Consider the following 18,941-nt stretch of genomic DNA (forward strand, 5'->3'; position numbering starts at 1 on the left):
TTAGATTCCCCCCTGGTAGATTTTTTTGCTCAGATAGCGTTCGCTGCCATCGGCAAACAGCGTGACGATGTTGGTACCCGGCGCTGCTTCTTTCGCTTCGCGCAAAGCTGCTGCCATCGCTGCTCCGGCAGAGCTTCCGACGAGCAAGCCTTCTTTGGCTGCGAGCTGCTTGACCAGATCAAATGCTTCCACATCGAGAATCGTGTGAATCGCATTGAAATAGCTAGTGTCCATAAATGGCGGCAAAAATTCCATGCCGATCCCTTCCGTTTTGTGCGGACCGGATTCTCCCCCGTTCAAAATCGAACCTTCTGGCTCCACGATGACGGTTTTGACGTTCGGGTTTTGCTCCTTCAGGTAGCGGGCAGCCCCCATGAACGTACCACCAGACCCGGCGCCTGCAACGAACACGTCTACTTGTCCGTCCATCTGGCTCCAGATTTCAGGGCCTGTCGTCTTGTAGTGGGCGTCAGGGTTTGCCGGGTTAGCGAACTGCTGCGGCACGAATGAGCCCGGAATCGATGCTGCCAGCTCTTGTGCTTTGGCAATCGCTCCCTTGATCCCCAGTTCAGTCGGGGTATTTACAACCTCGGCTCCAAGTGCGCGCATCAACTCTTGCTTTTCCTCGGAAAATTTGGCTGGTACGCAAAAAATGACTTTATAGCCGGTTCCTACAGCGGCCAGTGCTACGCCAATCCCTGTATTCCCTGCTGTCGGTTCGATAATGGTGCCGCCTGGCTTCAGCTGGCCGCTCTCTTCAGCGGCGCGAATCAATTCCATGCCCAGTCTGTCTTTTACGCTGCCACCTGGGTTAAAGTATTCCAGTTTGGCGAACAAGCGCACTCCTTCTGGAAGCTCAAACTGTGTAATTTCGACGATTGGTGTATTGCCAATCAGTTCCTTCACATTGCGAAATACGTTCACGAAGATCTGACTCCTTATGTTGAAGTACTTGCTTTTTCATTATAACATGCTGCTATTGCAAAAAGTCCATGCCAGCCCACTTTGATTATACTTCTCCCAGGAAAGTGTCGACAGGGCATGTAAGCCATGGATTTATCACCGGCGTACGATTATAATAAAGGAGAGGTTGGAAAGGAGTGAATCGACCATGGATATGATGGATCAAGTACAAGAAGTTCTCGATAAACTGCGCCCTTACCTGCAACGTGACGGTGGCGACGTACAACTCGTTGACGTAGAAGAAGGCATCGTAAAGCTGCGCCTGATGGGTGCATGCGGCAGCTGCCCTTCGTCCACCATTACCCTGAAAGCAGGGATTGAACGTGCACTGGTGGAAGAAATCCCAGGCATCAAGGAAGTTCAACAAGTATTCTAATCCAGGCGCACAGCCATGAAAGCAGCTATCCGCTTACGCGTAGCTGCTTTTTTCATTTTCCCAAGATCGATGCCTTGCCACTTTGCCCCGTTTTCGCCATGCCTCTTTCCAAAAAGGCGATGACCCGCTCTGCGTACTCGTCGGGAATCAAAGCAAAGCTGCGTACGTGCCCAGCGTGCGGCACCAGCCAAATTTGCGAATCCTCGTCTTCTGCCAGAGCGTGCAGCCGCTTGCTGTTTTCCGCAGGCACCGTATGATCTCCCGTGCCATGAATGAACAGGATCGGCTTTTTCGCTTGGCGAACGATCTCAAAAGGCTTGACATGACGCGGATTCGCCCTGAGAAAAACCGGACTCAGCGTCAAGATCAGCCAGTTGAAAGGAAAGCGCGGGAGGCCCGTCCATTGCGGCAAATTTTCTTCCAAATACTCGCTGAGCGAATAAAAGGGAGAGTCCGCCACCACTGCCGCAATCCGCTCATCTCTTCCCCCGACGAGCAAAGAAGTCGCCGCGCCCATGGAGAAACCGACGAGTCCAATGGTTTGTTCGGGATGCTTCGCCGCCACAAAATCAATCGCGCCGAGCAAGTCATGCTGCTCGCGCAAACCGATTGTGGTCAAAGCCGGAGTCGACTCCCCGCTGTTACGAAAATCGAACATCAACACATCGTAGCCCGCCTGAACGAGTTTGCTTGCGAGCGCCAGAGCGGGAAGGTGCGGCTCTTGCCTGTTTTGGCTGTAGCCATGGGCAAAAATCAGCGTCCGGCCATTCGGCGTGCGCCCGTTTCGGGCAGCGGAATGATACCAGCCCGAGAGCGAAATAGTTGTCTCCCGACTGGGAAAAACAACCGCTTCCGCCGCCACCAGTCCGAAGTCCTCCGGGTTCATGTCAATCGGTTTGCGCACCGGATGCGTCAAGCGCCACGTCACATGCAAAGCGACGGCGGAAGCGGCCAGAATCCCCAGCAGCAAAAGGCTCGCCACGATGATCAACACGGTGCTCATAAAGCGGTCAACGGCTCCTTTCCACTCAGTACAGCGACAATATTGGCGGCGGCCAGCGACGCCATCTCATTGCGCGTCTGGATCGTGGCACTGCCAATGTGCGGGAGCGCCACCACATTTTTCAGCGCCAAAAGCGGATGATCGAGCGGAACTGGCTCCTGGGCAAATACGTCCAGCCCCGCCGCCCAAATCTGTCCAGTGGTCAAAGCATGATACAAAGCGGCTTCATCGACGGTTCCGCCACGGGAAACGTTCACGAAGACCGCCGATTTTTTCATCAGGGAAAATTCACGCGCTCCCATCAGGTGCTTCGTTTCCGCTGTCAGCGGCGTCAGCAGCACGACGTAATCCGCTTCCTGAAGCAATTCCTCCAGCCCAACCAGCCGCGCTCCCGTCTTGGCCTCCGCCTCTTCCTTGCGATTGCGGTTATGGTACAAAATGCGCATGTTGAACCCGGCTGCTCGCCGTGCGACCGCTTCCCCGATTCTCCCCATGCCGATAATGCCAAGCGTAGCTCCGTACACGCTTTGTCCTGCCATCAAGTACGGGCTCCATGACGTCCACTCGCCTGCGAGCAAAAAGCGGTTGGCTTCCGTCACTCTCCGGCCAGTCGCAAGCAGCAGGGCGAATGCCAGGTCTGCGGTCGCTTCCGTCAAAACATCTGGCGTATTGGTCACCGCGATCCCGCGTCTTTTGCAGGCAGGCACATCGATATTGTCATAGCCCACAGCCATATTCGCGACGACTCGCAGCTTTTTGGCACGAGCCAAAAGCTCCTCGTCCACCCGTTCCGTCAGCATGGTCAGCACCGCATCGGCGTGCTCGATCTCTTCGAGCAGCTTTTCGCGCGGCACAGGAGTGTCCTCCTCCCATTGCTTCACATCGGCTACCGTCTCCAGCATGGCTATGACTTCATTGGTCAGTTTCCTCGTGACGAATACTTGTGGCTTGCTCATTGTTTTGCCTCCACAGCCAATCGATTTGTGGAATGGTGACGCCATAATGATCTGCGACCAGACGGGGATAGCGCCGGAGTCCTTCTTCCATTTTCGCAAGCTCGTCTTCCAGTTGGGATTGCCAGCCTTCCGCGTTTACTTCCTGCCGCTCCTCCAGCGGAAGCTCCTTGTACGACTCCACGAGCTTCAAAAAACGGCCAGGGTAGAGCATGAGGGCGTAAATGACGGCGTACTCTCCTGTCAGCAACGGCGCAACACTGTTGTAGCCGTCCAAAAAGTGAATCACGGCTTCGTCGTCCCAACCGTTGCGCTTCGTTTCGGCTTTCAGCCATTGCCCAAGATCGCGAGCCCGCATGTCGAGAACCCAGTTCCATTCTCCCGCCATCAGGCGTACATCCTTCTCATTCCATAGCATATACCCTTGATCAAAATTTTGGTAGGCTACTTTTCCAAGTCCTGCCGTTTCTTTCACGACTTTGTCGTAGCCCGCTTCCAGCAAGTATTGCACAGATATTTCCCCAAGCTGATGCACGTACGTGTAGCAAGTCAAAAGCAGCTCATCCATCGGCGTCAGCTCGGCATCGGACTCATCCAGTTCATCGCGGTACTCGTTGTAATGCCGCAATTTCCGTCTCCACGTACTCGGCCAGTTTCCAAGCGAGCTGTACGGGATGAACAGTTTTTCGCCGGAAAAATTTTTCGTCGCCTGGTGGAACTGCGCCAACGACTGTCCGCTGGCGTAAAACGAATTTTCCGGAACCGACTCGCGCACTCCCCGATACAAGTAGTATAGCTGTTCATCCTCGACAAAATGGGGCTGCCCGCCCGTCGTCTTGACCAGCTTGAGCATCCGAATGTCTTTTTGCTGCTCCAGATGCTTGCGCACTTTCTCGATGAATTTGCTTTTGTATCGATACCCTGCCGGCGCTTCAAACATGTAATACAAGCCCTGGTCGGTTTCGAGCACTTTGCTGGCGCCCGTCACCCGATAATTTTGCAGTTGGAATCCATACTGCTCCTGAAGCAGTTCTTTTTCCTCCATACAGGTCAGCCTCCTTGCACACCTTCTCTAGGCGCATTGTATGTCGCCAAGCCGGGATAGGTGCCTATCTGGCTGCAGATACTAGGAGCACCCATGTTTGCCAGAAAAGGAGGAATACCGATGGTCGAACACCCGCTGAACAGCGAAAGCTGCCTGGAGGCGGTCATTGAGCTTTTGACGAAACGCGGCGTTTCCCTCGACGACATCGCCGAGATTGTCTTTTTCCTGCAAGAACAATACGTCCCTGATCTGACGATGCAGCTGTGTCTGGAGAGCGTGCAGGCCGTTCTGAACAAGCGCGAGGTGCAAAATGCCTTGCTGACTGGCATTCAGCTGGACATGCTCGCCGAACAAAAACAGCTGCTGCCCCCGCTCCAGTCGATTATTGAAGCGGACGAGCCTTTGTATGGCGTAGATGAAGTGCTGGCGCTCGCCATCGTGAATTTGTACGGCAGCATCGGCTTTACCAACTTCGGCTATGTCGACAAGCTTAAACACGGCAAGCTCGCCCAGCTCAACGACAAAAGCTTCGGCGTCCACACGTTTTTGGACGACCTCGTAGGAGCGGTAGCCGCAGCAGCTTCGAGCCGGATTGCCCATCGCCAAAAGCAGCAGGAAGAGTGTCTAGAGCGAGATTCGTAGCTGCCATTCCGGCAAATCGCTGGCGACATACGTCGGCTTTGCCGTATGGCTGGCGGCTTCCTCACGCGTAGAGTAGCCAGTCAAAACGAGCAGGCTGTCCAACCCGCTGTTTGCTCCGGCTTCAATATCGGTAAACAGGTTATCGCCGACAATTAACGTCTCGGAAGCTTTTGTCCCGAGCACTTCCAGCGCATAGCGCACGATGATGGACTCCGGTTTGCCAATCACAATCGGTTTGGTGGCGGATGCAACGGAAACAGCCGCTACCAACGAGCCGTTCCCCGGGAATAGCCCCGCGTCAGTAGGCAAAGCAGCGTCGGCATTGGTTGCGATAAAAGTGGCTCCTGAACGGATCGCGCGCGCAGCCACTGCGAGCTTTTCGTAGGTAAAGGCACGGTCGATTCCGACAATGACGTAGTCCGGATCAGCTTCGGTCAGGCGATAGCCTGCTGCTTCCAGTTGTGTCAGCAAGCCTTCCTCCCCGATCGCGTATACGTTTGCCCCGGCGGGCGCCTGCTCTTGTAAATACTGGACAGTCGCCATGCTTGTCGTGTAAACGTCACGGGCAGCCGCCTCGATTCCCATCCCCGTCAACCGATCCGCCACTCGTTCAGCCGATGTCGAAGAGTTGTTGGTTAAAAACAGGTACGGAATCTGCTTGTCCTGCAAATAGCGGACAAACTCGGCAGCCCCTGGGATCGCTTCATGACCACGGTAAATCGTTCCGTCCAAATCGAGCAAATAGCCTTTGTATGGTTTCATGTCTGATCTCCTCCACCCTGTTGTACCCATTTACCATACCCGCTTTTTCATCGTTTGACGAGTCGGCTGTATGTTTTTTCAACAGCAAAAAACCACCCTCGCACGCAATCGTACAAAAGTGGCTATCACTGACACTGTATTTACGCTTTTTTGATTTCAAACACGCACTTGTCTCCGCCTTTTGCCATGCAGGAGGTTTGCTCCACATCGGCGTTCAGCACGCGGCGGAACAAGGAAAGCTCACAGGTACAAGCCTGGTTGAACTCGCGCGCGACTTGGGCGATCGGACAGTTGAACTCCTGAATGCGGTACGTGTTGCCGTCGGCGTCCGCTTCCCATTCCACCATGTAGCCTTTTTCGTTTTGCAGCTCCGCCAGCTTCGCTACGCGGTCCTTCAACTCCCCTTGCACTTGGGAGCGATACGATTCCTCCAGGCGATTTTCGCGGCGGCGAAACAGCATCTCGACTTTGCCCATTCCGTCGATGTCTTTCAAATCTTGCAGGAAATCCAGTGTCAAATGAGAATAATTGCGCGGAAACAGCTCATCTGCTTCCTGCGACAAGGAATATACATTCGTCGGTCGTCCCATTGCTTGTCTTACAAGCGTGGACTTGATCAGATTGTCTCTCTCCAAAGTATTCAGATGGCGTCTGACCGCCATTTCAGTAATGCCAAGCTCGACGGCCATGTCGCTGACAGAGAGTGAGCCTTTTACCTTGAGCATGTGCAGGATTTGGTCACGAGTGGACGTCCCCTCGTTTGTCATACGTATCACCGTCCTTTCTACTTATTGTAGCGGATCGGCACGCTTTAGTAAACAAACGAAAGTGTTTTGTATAAAAAATCCGCTTCTCCATTTTCTAGAACAATTCTTTCTGCAAAAAAGCGCGAACTTGCGGGTCAAACTGGCGCATCGCTGCGACTGCCTCTTCTGCCAGCGCAAACATTTCTCCAGCCGGAACGCTTGTGTAGTCAATCACCAGATGCTTGCGGAAATCAACGATGCGCGTCAAGACGACCGCTTGCTCATCTGTAATGACTTGTTCGTCACGCAAAATTTCTACGATGTCGCTATAGCTGCCAGGGTCACGCATGATAAAGCCGTCGATCAACGCATTCCCTACATCGACAATTCCTTCGATGGACAAGTGCAGGGCTCGCTCCATCGCTGCAACAGCCACTTCATCCGCCAAAACCGCCTCGGCTCCTCGTTCCCTGAGCTTGTCCAGCAGATCAAGCATGAGAGACATATATGCTAAAACTTGGTCAATTCGCTTTGTATTCACGTCGTACATAAGATTCTCCTTATTTTCGCTTTTTGGCTTTTCGTTTCGCATAATAGGTAGTAAACACAAATGTCAGCACCAGGACGAGAAGGACCAATTCCCCTTCCTGCAAATAGGAATTGCTCACGGCTTTCACCTCTTTTCCTCCAACAGTATACCAAATTTGTCCCTGCTGTCACGAATCAGCTTGTACTTTGTGTTACAATGATGGGGTGAATTTTGCCGGCATAAAGGGAGGAACACAACTGTGGAACGCGAACTGGCATTGGAAATCGTGCGGGTGACGGAAATGGCTGCCCTCGCCTCGTCTCACTGGATGGGTCGGGGAAAGAAAAATGAAGCGGACGGAGCGGCGACAAGCGCCATGCGCGCCATGTTCGACACCATCAACATGCGGGGAACCGTCGTGATTGGCGAAGGAGAGCTGGATGAAGCGCCGATGCTGTACATTGGCGAAAAACTCGGTCACCCCGAAGCTGGCGGCCCGGAGGTTGATGTCGCTGTCGACCCGCTGGAAGGAACCACGATCGTCGCCAAAGGCCACAACAATGCCATGTCGGTCATCGCGATCGGTGACCGCGGAACGCTGCTTCATGCCCCTGACATGTACATGATGAAAATGGCTGTGGGCAAACGGGCTGCGGGACAAATCAACTTGCTTGATCCCGTGGATAAAATGATTGAAGTGGTAGCGAAAGCGAACAACAAGCGCGTTTCCGACGTGACTGTGATCGTTCAGGAACGGGAGCGGCACCAGCACATCATCGACACGGTGCGGGAAAAAGGCGCGCGCGTCAAACTGTTCGGCGATGGCGATGTAGGCGCAGCGATTGCCGCCTGTCTGCCACATACAGGGATCGACCTGTTTCTCGGGATCGGCGGAGCACCGGAAGGCGTCATTAGCGCGGCGGCGATCAAATGCCTCGGCGGAGACATGCAGGCGATGCTCAAGCCGCAAAATGACGGGGAACGCGAACGCTGTATCAAGATGGGCCTGACCAATCCGGAGCAGTTGTTGACCTTGAACGATATGGTAAAAGGAGACGACGCCATTTTTGCCGCCACAGGCGTATCGGACGGCGAGCTGCTTCAAGGAGTTCGCTACCTGGGCGACGATATGGTGGAGACGCATTCCATCGTCATGCGCGCCCAAACGAAAACGATCCGTTTTGTCCGCGCTTTGCACAATATCGAACACAAACCAAATCTGTTATGGAAGTAGAGGAGCGTATTTATGGTGAATGACCTGTTTTTCTTGTACGACGAACCGGAGGACACGAAAACCCGCTTCGTCAGCTTTATGGGCGAAGCTACCCGATTCGATCTGGCTATCACGACGACAAACCGTTTTTACGGCAAAAAAATCGTCATCAACATCCAAAACGGCCGCTCTGCCATTATCGGGCACGACGATCTCGAAGAAGAAGGCTACCTCGAATTTGCCTTCAATCTGAACGAGCGGGAAGCAGAAGAGCTGAAAACTTTTTTGGAGACTGTCGTTTAATTCCGCTTTTTGGGCCTATCCCGCTCTTGACACAAGAGCCCGGGGATAGGCTTTTTTGCTGCCCATTTCCATCGGGACAACGCTCCTTGCAGGCGGATGTCTCGTATACTGCTACTGCACATACAGACACTGAGAGGAGTGCAGTCGCAATATGCAACCGTATCAAGCTGACGAAAACCAGTTGCAGGGCCATCAGGCGGACGAACAATACCAGATGATTCCGGAAGACCAGGCGCATCCCGTCTTCTTTCGCCGAAGAAGAGACGAAGGAATTGGCCCTGTGATCATTCCGCTCCCTTATAGCTACTATCCGCCTTATTACTATCCATACCCGTATCCATACTCCTATCCCTACTACCCGTACCCGTATCAGCCCTTTCCGTTTTACGGCGGCGGCTTTTGATGAAGCAAGATTTATGTACAGCAAAACAGCCCCTAGTCCCGGGGCTGTTTGCTTTTGTCTTTCTATGTGTCACGCTTGGGCGTGTTCTGACCAGTCGGAACTTTGTCGCGCTCCCGGTTGGGACGCATCTGGTTCGGACGTTTTTCCCGCGAGGAAGAGTCCTTGCCGTTTTTGTCCTGCTTTTCTTTGTGGAACTTGGGCTTGTCTGACCGATCGTTGCGACCAGCACCGGAACGGTCGTGGGAAGCTCCGTTATTGTTTCGCTCCTGGCGATCCTGCTTGTTTTGCCGGGGGTTAAAACGACGTCGGTCCTTGCGTTCGACAATGACAGCCGAACTTTCTCCCCTTGACGCGTCATGGCGAATATCGAGAATCGTGTCCGGATTATCGTCGTTGCCTTCGTGCTCTCCACCGCTATGTCCAATGGCATCCTTCACTTTGCGCAAGACGAAGTACGGGCAGCCAAAGTTGCAAAACTCGTGCAGGTACTCATCCAAAGCGGCGATCCTCTGCTCGAACGGTACTTTGCGATTGGCATCTGTATAAAATCCCCGCAGACGAAGCTGTCCGTAGCCCCAGTCCCCTACGATGTAATCGTATTTATCGAGGATATCGCTGTAACGCTCCCTGAATGCTTCCGGATTCCAGCCGTCGCGATTTTCTTCCATGACTTCATAAGTACCGGCTTGCGTGCGAATCAAGTCCGCTTCCTCCTTACACTTGTTTACTTTTGTACATCTTACCATATTTCAAACAGCAAGAGATAAAATTCCCACGAAAACTGCACCTGCCCCCTGGACATTCTATCGTGTAGGGGGTGTTACCATTGAAAAAGACATGGTTGTATCCTGCGATTGCAGGCATTGCTCTCTTGGCTTCCGCTTGCGCAAACAACGCTGCGCCGAACTACACGCATCCGAATCAGGCTGCTCCTCACGTAACGAATGTTGACGGGCTGCATGTCCGCAACTACGACGGTGTGCGCTCCGCAAACTTTGACGGACTGCACGTGCGTAACGGGGTCGGTCTGAACAACGCGCCTGGCGTCGATAATGGCCTGCATCCGAACGGGACGTATCCACGGGCGAACGTCAACAATTACAATGCCTACACAAGTGGCATGCGACCGTACAACGCCTTTACCGACCACAACGCCGGAGCGTTGGGCACGCCGAATGGAATGAATCATTCCATTTATCAAAAGCGGGCCTGGAATCGTGCAGGAGCTGGCATCATGCAAACCGGCATGCCGAAAATGGGCTACGTCCAGACGAACCGGGCCAGCATGAAGACCGCTGGCGCCCAAAACGTCTATGTAGACCGTGATGCGCTGGCGCAAGCAGTCGGCAACGTCACAACGAGCTGCCCCGGCGTTCAGCAATCTACTGTCCTGGTGACGGATGAAGAAATCTTCGTCGGCCTGAACACGCAGGGAGCTGACGCCCGCACCGCCAAAAACCAGGCGAAAATGAATGCGCAGTCGATTTCACCACGTTACTACAAAGTGTACGTAACGGACAATCCGAACGACATTCAGGAAATCGCCCGTGTCGCCAGCCGCTCAAGCAATCTGCATACGGCGCGTAACGAAGACGCAGCCAGCATCGATACGCTGATCAAGCGAATGGGCGGCATGACGGATCGCGAGCAAGGAACCAGCACAAAAGCGCAAACGAACGCGCATGCAACCCACAAAGCTAACATGGGTACAACCAGTCGCTAGTGCGAATCTCCCCTGTACGTAAAAAGAACCCCTTTTGCCGCGACTCGTCTCGCTTGCAGGAGGGGTTCTTCCCTGTTATTGCGCCTGTGGCATTGCTGTTTCCTTGGCGATGGTTTCCTTCGCTGCATTGGCCTGTTCGTGGGCATGGTAAGAGCTGCGTACGAGCGGCCCTGCTTCGACGTGGCTGAAGCCCCGCTTCATGCCCTCTTCCTTCAGGCGGGCAAATTCATCCGGATGGTAATAGTGCTCTACCTTCAGGTGCTTTTTCGTCGGTTGCAGGTACTGACCGATTGTCATGATGTTGACATCTGCGGAACGCAAATCGTCCATTGTCTCGATCACTTCTTCGAGCGTCTCGCCTACGCCGATCATCAGGCTGGACTTCGTTGGAATGTTTGGCTGAAATTCCTTCGCCTTTTTCAACAGTTCCAAAGTCCGGTCGTACTTGGCGCGCGCCCGCACGCGATCGGACAGGCGGCGAACAGCCTCAATATTGTGGTTCAGCACGTCTGGCTTCGCGTCCATGACGAGCTTCAATGCATCCCAGTTTCCTTGGAAATCGGGAATCAATACTTCCACAGAGGCAAACGGCAGACGACGGCGAATCGCCCGGATCGTCTCTGCGAAAATTTGTGCGCCTCCGTCTTTCAGGTCGTCGCGGGCAACAGAAGTCACGACAACATGTCGCAAACGCATCTGCTCGGCTGCTTCTGCCACGCGTTCCGGTTCGGCCACATCAAGCTCCGTCGGCAATCCGGTTTTTACTGCGCAAAACCGACAGGCACGGGTACATATATCACCCAAAATCATGAACGTAGCTGTTCCGCTGGCCCAGCATTCATGAATGTTGGGGCATTTGGCTTCTTCGCAAACAGTATGTAGCGTCTTGCTGCGCATCGTTTGCTTCAACTCTTTGAAGCTGGCGAGTTCTGGTCCTGAAACAAGGTTGATCTTGAGCCACTCCGGCTTGCGTTGCGTCATAGGGCCCACTCCTCATGTATCTTGGTACGAGACATAATCAATCTCCATTATAGAGGTTGGATATACAAGGGGCAACCTCTTTCACAATTGAGGTAACAATTACCCGATCCGATGCACTTTATGCCGAGCCCCTCCAGACAGCAACGATTCCAGCATGCGCCGCTCGCGCTCGTGGCAAGTAAACAAAAACACTTGCTGCTCCGCTGCCAGCTCGGCAACGTACGCCAATGTTCTTCGCAGCCGCTCGTCGTCATAATGGACAAAATGGTCGTCCAAAAACAGCGGCAACGGTTCCGTCCGCTTGCTCACATGATGCAGCAGAGCCAGCCTTTGCGCCAAATAAAGCTGGTCGGCGGTTCCCGTGGAGCATTGCTCCTGGCTGACAATTTGCTTGCGGGATGGCTCCAGCAGGCGTACGGCAAAGCCTTCGCCCGGATCGAGCCTCACGTCGCAATAAGCCCCCGCTGTAATTTGGCTCATCACCTCGGAAGCAATCCGGTTTACGTCCGGCGTGACGTCCCGCTTCCACTCCCCTTGTGCTTCCAAAAGAGTATCCCGCGCCAGTTGCAGCGCATCTCTGCGTTGCTGCAGTTGGCGCAGCCCCTGCACGGCTTGCTCGTATTCGTCTCTGGCACTCGCTACGGATTCGCTTTCATGCGCATTCATTTCGCCATGCGCCCTCGCCGTTTTTTCCCGCAGCTCCTGCAACTCGGCTTCGATGTGCGCTAACTGCGCCAGACAGTCGCTCCCCGCTTCCTCGCACTGTCGCTTTTCCCGTTTTAAAATCGCACGCAGCGCCTCGCCCCAGCTTTCCGCAAGCAGTTCCTCCCGCCTTGTTTTGGCCAGATCGTTCTCCAGCGCAACAGTCCGCTGCTCCTGCACGCTTCGTTGTAGCTCTTCCCTTTTTGCCAGAAAAGTATCCCAATCCGAAACGCCATAACGCCCCACCAGCTCCGCCAACTCGGCGTCCAAGGCGGCGATCTCCTGTTGTAGCTGCTCTCCCTCCAGCGCTTGCTGGCTGTCGATGGCTGCGGCGGGACTGCTGCTGTTTGCGCCCCCTTTTGCCCGTAGCACAACTACGCCGAGCGCGGCCAAAAGCAAAGCCAGACCAATGGCACTGCCTCCAAGGACAGGATGCTCCGTCGCCAAACCGACTGCACCCAAGCTGGCAAACACCCCGGCGACACCCCACAGACGCAGGACGCCTTTCCTCCGCTTCGCCTGGTTCCCTTGCCTTTGCGCGCGTCCTTGCCCTTGTCCCTGCCCCCGGCTGCGCGTTCCCGTGGACAAGGCGAGAACCGCCAGCTCGGCGAGTCGCAAATGCCGCTGCTCCCGCTGTTTGCGAAGCGCAACCCCTCGCTCGTAATCGGCCGCAAGCTCGTTCAGCGCTTGGTCGGGCATCGCTTCTGGCGCGGCGGCAGTTCGCGGTTCGCCCCACTTTTCCACTTCTTTGCGCGCCTGATGGTGCAGTTGCCGCTCTTCTTCGCTGCCAGCAGACTGCTCCCACCAGTCCCACTCTTGCCTGTCGACTGCGGTAAAGCTTCGCTGCCAGCGCTCCTGCAAAAGCTGTTCCTGCTCCTGCCACTTTTGCATGCGCGCCTGCAACCTGATTCGCCGCTGCTCCAGCCCTTGGCGCTCCTCCTCCCAGCCGCGGATCGACTGCGCAAGTTGGGTAATCATGCGCCAGGCGGCTTCGGCATCAGCCAGCTCCTGTTCTTTGCGGGCGACCCGCGATGCTGCCTTGCCCATTTGCGTATTTTCCGCCCGCTCTTTTTTGCCGATGCTCGTCAAGTCGCGATCCAACTCCGCCAAAATCGTGTGGACAAGCGGGCTTGCCTCCTGCACATCCGCAAACGAAGGCAACAGATGCTCGGCGGCCTCCAAAGGCTCCCGTCTGATCCAGGTCAAATCGGTGAACAAGCTGCGGGTAAGCCCCAGATGCTTTTCGAGAAAGTTCCGTTCCTTGCGGCGATCCTCCAGGTAGATGTCTGTCAGCTCCGTCCATTCCGGGTCGAGAAAAAGCCGCGCCTGTTCCCGCTCTTTCAAAAGCGTCCGGTGCAAGCGGTACGTCTTGCCCCCGAGCTGGTACGTAATGATCGTTTCATACTCTCCCTGATGCCAGGGGCGGTATTTTTCGTATTCAGGCAAATACCTTGCCGTCTTCACGTAGTCGCGCTTCATCCCGTACAGGGCGGCGAAAATCGCTTGCAGCAGCGTGGACTTTCCCGCTTCGTTGGGGGCGTAGAACAAATTCAGCCCGGGAGCGAAGCGAAAAGCAGCTCCTTGCCATTTTCCGAACCCGGTTACGGTCAGCTCCTCGATTCTCATCGCATGCTCCCCCCAATCCGCGCAAGCGCTTCTTGCTTCGCCAGTCTCGCTATTTCCCGCTCTTCTTCGCTGCGGGCATTCGCCTCGATCTGCGCCAGCTTGGCGAGCCATTTTCCCCAAATGCTGTCCTCGGCCATCAGCTTCTGCGCATCGATGTCCGGCCACGTCTCATCCGTAATTGCAAACAGAAAAAACCGCGAAAATCGCTGCTCCAGAACGGGAATCGAGGGAACAAAATGCGCCGCTCTCTCTCCTGTCAAAGTCACATACACGAGATCACGGTCGGCGATCCTGCCAAGCTGTGCCTCCATCCCTGCGATTAGCTGTTCCGCCGTTTCCGCTCCTTGCGCGTGAATGGTCAGTTTATGAATCTGCCGCTGACTGACCGGGATCGCTTGCAAGGTCAATTTTCCCGCGTCGTCCAGCTCGCCGTGCAACACGCAGCGCTCTCCCGTTTCCTTATTGGTCAATCCTTCCGGCGAACCGGGATAGGCGGCAAGCGGCTGCTTTTTGAGCGGATGCACGAATTGTTCCGGCTTGTGGATGTGCCCGAGAGCGACGTAGTCTACATCCGCCTGGACAAGCTCCTGCAAGCTCATAGGTGCGTAAGGCTGGTGCTCGTCTTTCGTCGCGTTCAAGATCGTGCCGTGCAGAACCATCAGGTGATGCCGATAGCCATCCAGCTTGCCCGGAAAAGTCGCAAGCGGCGATTCGTAGACGTGCGGCTGTCCAAAGCCCCAGCCGTAGATGACACACGACTTTTCCGGAAATTCGTATACGCCCCATTCCGGGGTAAACCAGTAGACGTTGCCAGGCCAGTCCATCGTCTGGTAAAACGAATCCGCGCGCCACGGATCGTGGTTGCCCGGCGCGATGCAAACGGGAATCGGAGCGACACTTTCGAACAGATCGCGCAAAAATACAGCCGTCGCTCTTCTGCCCCCGTGGTATTCCAGCAAATCTCCGGCGATCAGCCAAAAGTCGACCTGTCTGGACACGACCAGGTCGCGAATCGTTTGCAGCGTGCGGCGAACATCATCCTGCCTAAGCTCGTAACGATCCGCCAGCATATGTAAAGGCGCGTCCAGATGGACGTCCGCCGTATGAATGAATGACAACACGAAGCGCTCAACTCCTTGCATGACAAACTGAATCGGCAAATGGTACACTTTGGACAAACAATCGCCAATCAGACGAACATACTTTCCCTATATGATACAGAGGAAATCATTGGTTGAAAAGGAGTGTTTCTTGTGCGCATCGCGTATTTGGACTGTTTTTCGGGGATCAGCGGAGACATGCTGCTCGCCGCATTGGTGGACGCAGGAGCCAATCGCGAGCGGATCGAACAGGAGTTGCGCAAGCTGTCTCCGGGAGATTTTCGCCTGGAGTGGAGAACCGTCGTCAAAGCTGGCGTTTCCGCTTTGAAGCTGGACGTCATCGATGAAAGCCACGCTCCCTCGCTGCCGCAGAAGCCTTTGAAAGTGCTGGGAAACGACCACACACACCGCAGCCACAAAGACATTGTGGCGATGATCCAGGCTGCCGGACTGGCGCCGCGCGTAACTCGCCGCTCTCTGGCTATTTTTGAAAAAATCGCGATCGCCGAAGCGAAAATTCACAATGTCCCTGTGGATACGGTCCATTTTCATGAGGTAGGCGCACTCGATTCCATCGTCGATATCGTCGGGATCGCTTTAGGACTGGAAGAGCTGGACATCGAGCAGCTTTACTGCGGGCCGATCCCGACCGGAAACGGCTACGTGCGCTGCGCTCACGGACTGTACCCGGTTCCCGCTCCGGCGACCATGGAGCTGTTGCTCGGCATACCGCTGCGCGAGACGAGCATCCAAAAGGAATTGACCACCCCTACCGGAGCAGGAGTGGCTGCCGCCCTAGTCGAACAGTTCGGTTCGTTGCCGTCGATGACCGTGGAGTCCATCGGCTACGGCGCAGGCACACGCGACCTGCCCGATCAGCCAAACGTGTTGCGGCTGTTGGTCGGACACAAGTAAACGAAAAAAACTTCCGCCGATGTGCTTTGTCGGCGGAAGTTTTTATTTAGGCAAGGGCAAAGGCTAGGATAGGCTTATCGCAGCAGACGCAAAAACTCACGCATAAAGCCGGGCAAATCCGGCCACGCATGACCAGAAACTAGGTTGCCGTCTACGTGAAGGGTTTCTTTTTCGTAAATCGCCCCCATCGCCTCGACGTCTGGCCTGCATGCCTGATAGGCCGTCAGCGTACGGCCAGCGAGATGCTCGGAGACGATTGCCAGCACCTGTGAACCGTGGCAAATCGCGGCAACAGGCTTGTTCGCTTCAAAGAAGTGCGAGACGATCGGCTTCAAGTTTTCGTTCAGCCTGATGTACTCGGGTGCTCTACCGCCCGGAATGATCAAGGCGTCGAACGCTTCCGGATTGACGTCGGCAAAAGCGGCGTGCGCAGGCAGCTGATAAGCCGGCTTTTCCGTATACGTCTCGCTGTGTGCTTCAAAATCGTGGCAAACGGTGTGCAGCGTCTTCACGCTGGGCGCAGCAATCACGGCTTCGTAACCCTCTTCCAGCAAACGGTAATACGGGTAGAACACCTCCAAGGCTTCTACGGCATCCCCTGTAACGATCAACACTTTTTTGCTCATCACACAGCCACCTCCATACGGTTTTGGGGTTTGGATACTCCACGTTTTCAATTCTTTGGCGGCTCGGCTTGCTCCTGCTCGTCTGCCCATATTTTTACAGAACTTTTACGGGCGGCCAGTTCCACAGCTTCCTGATAAACTTGCTGCAAAGGTACGCCGTTGGCTCTGGCAAGCTGCGCGCAGTGCTCGTATTCCGGCGCAATCTGCACCCGCTCGCCCCTGTGATAGCCGAGTTTGACCGCAACATCTCCCCACCTCGTCTGGACAGTGATGAATCGCCTTGCCAGACGGTGACACGCTACAGGAAAAGAGCGAATGCCAAACGTCGTCGTCTCCTTGAACAAAATCGTTTTCATCGCCTCAAGCTGGCTCTGATAGCACATGACTTGCACCAGTGTCGCGGCTCTGCTCTTTTTCATCGTCACCGGCAAAAAATGCACATCGTTCGCCCCTGCCCAAAAGCATTGCTCCATCAGATAGGAAAGCCACTCCGGGCTTGCGTCATCTATGTTCGCTTGCAATATCACCATGCCTTCGTCGATATGCTCGTCGGCGTGCTGCCTTTGCTCGTACCCGACAGGTATGCCGTCTGCTCGCGCTGTTTCAACGCCTGGCTTCAGCAAAATTGCTGCCACGTTGTTTTCGCCTTCCACCTGCACCAGTTCGCCTGCAAGCCCGCGCATCGGCTTTGCTCCCACTTCCTTCAGCCAGAGCACGGCGAGCGGCGAAAAGTCGCGACGCGGCTCCAACTGTTCCGTCTCCCGGATCGCCAGCCCGGACAGAAGCGACAGGGCGGCGAGCGGCAAACCGAACGGGACGGCGATTGTTTCCACATACAGCTTGCCCCGGCACCAGTCAGTCAAAGGGCTTGTCATCAGCTCGCGCAAGGCTGCTGCTTCCCGTTGCCAACGTTCCTGATCCATGCCCTCCCGATACCACTCCGCCAAATCGTGCATGCACCCGGCGAATTTCGCGGCGGCAGGCTCAGCTGCACCGATCCCTTGCTTGCTCGCAATCCGTTGCAGCGGCTTCACCAATGATTCCAGCATGATCGGACCTTCTGCCCGAATGACCAGCTTCATTTTTTCCCCTCCGAACTTTGCTTGTTTCTTCTTGCATCATACATCAAATGCCCGTGCCTCCGGAGAAAAGTTGCTCGCCTGCTTCCAAAAAGTATCGTGGATAATCCGCTCAGACTGGCAGAAACTACAACGGAAACTACCCTGGCTGGAGGGAGTCGGCATGCGAGTTTTCCGCCTAATCATTCAGATCAGCTTGTGCGTGGCAGCAATCTTTTTGCCGCTGGAATCAGGCTTTGCCAAAGGCTCTGCTGCCAAACAGACAGATCCTCTGCTAAAAGAGCGCCTGCAGCTTTTTTTGCGCATGGAGTCTTTGTACGGCATTCCGTGGAACTATTTGGCCGCGATTGACCAGTACGAGCGCACGATGAAAATACGCAAAAAACAAGCCAATACGCAAGAATCGAACGCGCGGCTCACGGCTGTTGATATCCCGCAGGAGTGCTGGTCAGGCGTGATGAACCCCGATCCGGAAGATACCAACCCGGCATCGATTCAGTTTTTTGACGGGCTGGGAATGGACGGCGACGGAGATGGGATCGCCGACCGCAACAACGATTTGGATGCACTCACTACGCTTATTCATTACCTGTCCGCTTACGGCTTTTCGGCGGATGACTGGCAAATCGGCGTCTGGTCTTACTACCAGCGCGATCGCTCGGTAAAAACGATCCGGCAATTCGCCCAGGTGTACGACAAATACCAGCACCTGCAACTGGACGAGCGTCATTTTCCCATTCCTGCCCGGTACGACTACAGCTACCGCAGCACATGGGGAGACGCTCGCGGCTGGGGAGGACGCCGCATTCACGAAGGCACAGACATTTTCGCCAGCTACGGCACGCCCGTCCTGTCGACCGCCTACGGAGTCATCGAGGTCATTGGCTGGAACCGCTACGGCGGCTGGCGAATCGGCATGCGGGACATGGGCAACGTGTATCATTACTTCGCGCATTTGTCCTCGTTTAAAAAAGGGTTGAAGCCAGGCGACATCGTCGAGCCAGGGCAATTGCTCGGGTATGTCGGCAGCTCCGGCTACGGAAAGCCCGGGACGGCGGGTAAATTTCCGCCCCACTTGCATTACGGCATGTACCGGGAGACAGGGGGAGCCGATTGGGCTTTTGACCCTTATCCGTATCTCAAGCGTTGGGAACGTCAAAGGAAGCGGTGATGCAGCCGCTTCTTTTTGGCATGTTCTCGATTTCCATTGACAGAGCGCACAGCAGCGAATTACAATCAAATCAAAATTTG

Annotated in this window: 22 protein-coding genes; 8 read left to right on the forward strand and 14 right to left on the reverse strand. The window is 55.0% G+C overall.

Translation table 11 applies throughout. The features are described from left to right. Window positions 1–924: a cysteine synthase A gene (cysK, locus tag NST23_RS22900; RefSeq protein WP_063227383.1), complete on the reverse strand. Its 924-nt coding sequence runs from the start codon at window positions 922–924 to the stop codon at window positions 1–3. 193 nt (window positions 925–1,117) lie between these two features. Here cysK and NST23_RS22905 point away from each other — a divergent pair, with 193 nt between their 5' ends. Next, window positions 1,118–1,339: a NifU family protein gene (locus NST23_RS22905; RefSeq protein ID WP_122964743.1), complete on the forward strand. Its 222-nt coding sequence runs from the start codon at window positions 1,118–1,120 to the stop codon at window positions 1,337–1,339. Window positions 1,340–1,391: 52 nt separating this feature from the next. Here NST23_RS22905 and NST23_RS22910 read toward each other — a convergent pair whose 3' ends face one another. Genes NST23_RS22910 through NST23_RS22920 form a run of 3 tightly spaced genes read right to left on the reverse strand, consistent with a single transcriptional unit; the run spans window position 1,392 to window position 4,340 of the window. Next, window positions 1,392–2,342, reverse strand: a complete 951-nt coding sequence (locus tag NST23_RS22910; protein ID WP_122964511.1) for an alpha/beta hydrolase — start codon at window positions 2,340–2,342, stop codon at window positions 1,392–1,394. After that, entirely contained in the window at window positions 2,339–3,298 is a 960-nt protein-coding gene (locus NST23_RS22915; protein ID WP_340964649.1) for a 2-hydroxyacid dehydrogenase, read from the reverse strand. The genes NST23_RS22910 and NST23_RS22915 overlap by 4 nt, the downstream gene beginning before the upstream one ends. After that, window positions 3,255–4,340 (reverse strand): hypothetical protein, encoded by a 1,086-nt coding sequence (locus NST23_RS22920; protein ID WP_274874328.1) that lies wholly within the window; start codon window positions 4,338–4,340, stop codon window positions 3,255–3,257. The genes NST23_RS22915 and NST23_RS22920 overlap by 44 nt, the downstream gene beginning before the upstream one ends. Before the next feature lie 120 nt (window positions 4,341–4,460). On the opposite strand from NST23_RS22920, the gene NST23_RS22925 reads away from it, so the two are divergent. Further along, window positions 4,461–4,982 carry a phosphatidylglycerophosphatase A family protein gene (locus NST23_RS22925; protein WP_122964508.1) on the forward strand — a complete coding sequence of 174 codons (522 nt, stop codon included), beginning with the start codon at window positions 4,461–4,463 and terminating at the stop codon, window positions 4,980–4,982. Here NST23_RS22925 and NST23_RS22930 read toward each other — a convergent pair. The 4 genes from NST23_RS22930 to NST23_RS22945 all read right to left on the reverse strand — a co-directional run bounded on the left by NST23_RS22930 (window position 4,965) and on the right by NST23_RS22945 (window position 7,167). Continuing rightward, a complete protein-coding gene (locus NST23_RS22930; RefSeq protein ID WP_340964651.1) occupies window positions 4,965–5,744 on the reverse strand; it encodes a TIGR01457 family HAD-type hydrolase in 780 nt (259 codons plus the stop codon). The two genes, NST23_RS22925 and NST23_RS22930, sit on opposite strands and share 18 nt — an antisense overlap. A gap of 140 nt (window positions 5,745–5,884) precedes the next feature. Further along, the gene (locus NST23_RS22935) at window positions 5,885–6,511 is read right to left on the reverse strand and encodes a helix-turn-helix transcriptional regulator (RefSeq protein WP_122964506.1); all 627 of its coding nucleotides are present in this window, start codon (window positions 6,509–6,511) and stop codon (window positions 5,885–5,887) included. Window positions 6,512–6,605: 94 nt separating this feature from the next. After that, complete coding sequence (locus NST23_RS22940) at window positions 6,606–7,040, reverse strand: DUF86 domain-containing protein (protein WP_340964653.1); 435 nt, start codon at window positions 7,038–7,040, stop codon at window positions 6,606–6,608. A gap of 10 nt (window positions 7,041–7,050) precedes the next feature. Beyond that, window positions 7,051–7,167: a hypothetical protein gene (locus tag NST23_RS22945; RefSeq protein WP_007777847.1), complete on the reverse strand. Its 117-nt coding sequence runs from the start codon at window positions 7,165–7,167 to the stop codon at window positions 7,051–7,053. Window positions 7,168–7,278: 111 nt separating this feature from the next. On the opposite strand from NST23_RS22945, the gene glpX reads away from it, so the two are divergent. The 3 genes from glpX to NST23_RS22960 all read left to right on the forward strand — a co-directional run bounded on the left by glpX (window position 7,279) and on the right by NST23_RS22960 (window position 8,938). Further along, window positions 7,279–8,253, forward strand: a complete 975-nt coding sequence (gene glpX / locus NST23_RS22950; RefSeq protein WP_173596751.1) for a class II fructose-bisphosphatase — start codon at window positions 7,279–7,281, stop codon at window positions 8,251–8,253. Between the two features lie 12 nt (window positions 8,254–8,265). After that, on the forward strand, window positions 8,266–8,535 hold the full coding sequence (locus NST23_RS22955; protein WP_122964503.1) for a DUF3055 domain-containing protein: 270 nt from the start codon (window positions 8,266–8,268) through the stop codon (window positions 8,533–8,535). A 151-nt stretch (window positions 8,536–8,686) separates the two neighbouring features. Next, window positions 8,687–8,938 carry a hypothetical protein gene (locus NST23_RS22960; RefSeq protein ID WP_122964502.1) on the forward strand — a complete coding sequence of 84 codons (252 nt, stop codon included), beginning with the start codon at window positions 8,687–8,689 and terminating at the stop codon, window positions 8,936–8,938. Window positions 8,939–9,000: 62 nt separating this feature from the next. Here NST23_RS22960 and NST23_RS22965 read toward each other — a convergent pair whose 3' ends face one another. Beyond that, window positions 9,001–9,639, reverse strand: coding sequence for a YutD family protein (locus NST23_RS22965; protein ID WP_229049743.1), 639 nt, complete (start codon window positions 9,637–9,639; stop codon window positions 9,001–9,003). A 116-nt stretch (window positions 9,640–9,755) separates the two neighbouring features. On the opposite strand from NST23_RS22965, the gene NST23_RS22970 reads away from it, so the two are divergent. Then, window positions 9,756–10,661, forward strand: a complete 906-nt coding sequence (locus NST23_RS22970) for a YhcN/YlaJ family sporulation lipoprotein (RefSeq protein WP_229049744.1) — start codon at window positions 9,756–9,758, stop codon at window positions 10,659–10,661. A gap of 75 nt (window positions 10,662–10,736) precedes the next feature. Here the strand turns inward: NST23_RS22970 and lipA are convergent, their stop codons facing one another. The 3 genes from lipA to NST23_RS22985 all read right to left on the reverse strand — a co-directional run bounded on the left by lipA (window position 10,737) and on the right by NST23_RS22985 (window position 15,091). Next, window positions 10,737–11,642: a lipoyl synthase gene (lipA, locus tag NST23_RS22975; RefSeq protein WP_122964499.1), complete on the reverse strand. Its 906-nt coding sequence runs from the start codon at window positions 11,640–11,642 to the stop codon at window positions 10,737–10,739. A gap of 99 nt (window positions 11,643–11,741) precedes the next feature. Next, entirely contained in the window at window positions 11,742–13,970 is a 2,229-nt protein-coding gene (locus NST23_RS22980) for an ATP-binding protein (protein ID WP_173599629.1), read from the reverse strand. Continuing rightward, window positions 13,967–15,091: a metallophosphoesterase family protein gene (locus tag NST23_RS22985; protein WP_287102604.1), complete on the reverse strand. Its 1,125-nt coding sequence runs from the start codon at window positions 15,089–15,091 to the stop codon at window positions 13,967–13,969. The genes NST23_RS22980 and NST23_RS22985 overlap by 4 nt, the downstream gene beginning before the upstream one ends. Before the next feature lie 132 nt (window positions 15,092–15,223). On the opposite strand from NST23_RS22985, the gene NST23_RS22990 reads away from it, so the two are divergent. Beyond that, the gene (locus tag NST23_RS22990) at window positions 15,224–15,985 is read left to right on the forward strand and encodes a LarC family nickel insertion protein (protein WP_173596746.1); all 762 of its coding nucleotides are present in this window, start codon (window positions 15,224–15,226) and stop codon (window positions 15,983–15,985) included. A gap of 74 nt (window positions 15,986–16,059) precedes the next feature. Here the strand turns inward: NST23_RS22990 and NST23_RS22995 are convergent, their stop codons facing one another. Further along, window positions 16,060–16,611 (reverse strand): DJ-1/PfpI family protein, encoded by a 552-nt coding sequence (locus NST23_RS22995; protein ID WP_173596745.1) that lies wholly within the window; start codon window positions 16,609–16,611, stop codon window positions 16,060–16,062. Window positions 16,612–16,658: 47 nt separating this feature from the next. Next, a complete protein-coding gene (gene larC, locus NST23_RS23000) occupies window positions 16,659–17,693 on the reverse strand; it encodes a nickel insertion protein (RefSeq protein WP_340964654.1) in 1,035 nt (344 codons plus the stop codon). 160 nt (window positions 17,694–17,853) lie between these two features. Between larC and NST23_RS23005 the strand changes: the two genes are divergently transcribed. Then, the gene (locus tag NST23_RS23005) at window positions 17,854–18,861 is read left to right on the forward strand and encodes a M23 family metallopeptidase (protein WP_340964656.1); all 1,008 of its coding nucleotides are present in this window, start codon (window positions 17,854–17,856) and stop codon (window positions 18,859–18,861) included. The last annotated feature ends 80 nt before the right edge of the window (window positions 18,862–18,941 follow it).

This window comes from Brevibacillus sp. FSL K6-0770 (assembly GCF_038000275.1).
GTDB classification, from domain to species: Bacteria; Bacillota; Bacilli; order Brevibacillales; family Brevibacillaceae; genus Brevibacillus; species Brevibacillus parabrevis.

Excerpts from the sequence above, each read along its gene's own strand:
- NST23_RS22905 (WP_122964743.1), top strand. The coding sequence starts at position 1,118 with ATGATGGATCAAGTACAAGAAGTTCTCGATAAACTGCGCCCTTACCTG.
- NST23_RS22910 (WP_122964511.1), bottom strand. The coding sequence starts at position 2,342 with ATGAGCACCGTGTTGATCATCGTGGCGAGCCTTTTGCTGCTGGGGATT.
- NST23_RS22915 (WP_340964649.1), bottom strand. The coding sequence starts at position 3,298 with ATGAGCAAGCCACAAGTATTCGTCACGAGGAAACTGACCAATGAAGTC.
- NST23_RS22920 (WP_274874328.1), bottom strand. The coding sequence starts at position 4,340 with ATGGAGGAAAAAGAACTGCTTCAGGAGCAGTATGGATTCCAACTGCAA.
- NST23_RS22925 (WP_122964508.1), top strand. The coding sequence starts at position 4,461 with ATGGTCGAACACCCGCTGAACAGCGAAAGCTGCCTGGAGGCGGTCATT.
- NST23_RS22930 (WP_340964651.1), bottom strand. The coding sequence starts at position 5,744 with ATGAAACCATACAAAGGCTATTTGCTCGATTTGGACGGAACGATTTAC.
- NST23_RS22935 (WP_122964506.1), bottom strand. The coding sequence starts at position 6,511 with ATGACAAACGAGGGGACGTCCACTCGTGACCAAATCCTGCACATGCTC.
- NST23_RS22940 (WP_340964653.1), bottom strand. The coding sequence starts at position 7,040 with ATGTACGACGTGAATACAAAGCGAATTGACCAAGTTTTAGCATATATG.
- NST23_RS22955 (WP_122964503.1), top strand. The coding sequence starts at position 8,266 with ATGGTGAATGACCTGTTTTTCTTGTACGACGAACCGGAGGACACGAAA.
- NST23_RS22960 (WP_122964502.1), top strand. The coding sequence starts at position 8,687 with ATGCAACCGTATCAAGCTGACGAAAACCAGTTGCAGGGCCATCAGGCG.
- lipA (WP_122964499.1), bottom strand. The coding sequence starts at position 11,642 with ATGACGCAACGCAAGCCGGAGTGGCTCAAGATCAACCTTGTTTCAGGA.
- NST23_RS22980 (WP_173599629.1), bottom strand. The coding sequence starts at position 13,970 with ATGAGAATCGAGGAGCTGACCGTAACCGGGTTCGGAAAATGGCAAGGA.
- NST23_RS22995 (WP_173596745.1), bottom strand. The coding sequence starts at position 16,611 with ATGAGCAAAAAAGTGTTGATCGTTACAGGGGATGCCGTAGAAGCCTTG.
- larC (WP_340964654.1), bottom strand. The coding sequence starts at position 17,693 with ATGAAGCTGGTCATTCGGGCAGAAGGTCCGATCATGCTGGAATCATTG.
- NST23_RS23005 (WP_340964656.1), top strand. The coding sequence starts at position 17,854 with ATGCGAGTTTTCCGCCTAATCATTCAGATCAGCTTGTGCGTGGCAGCA.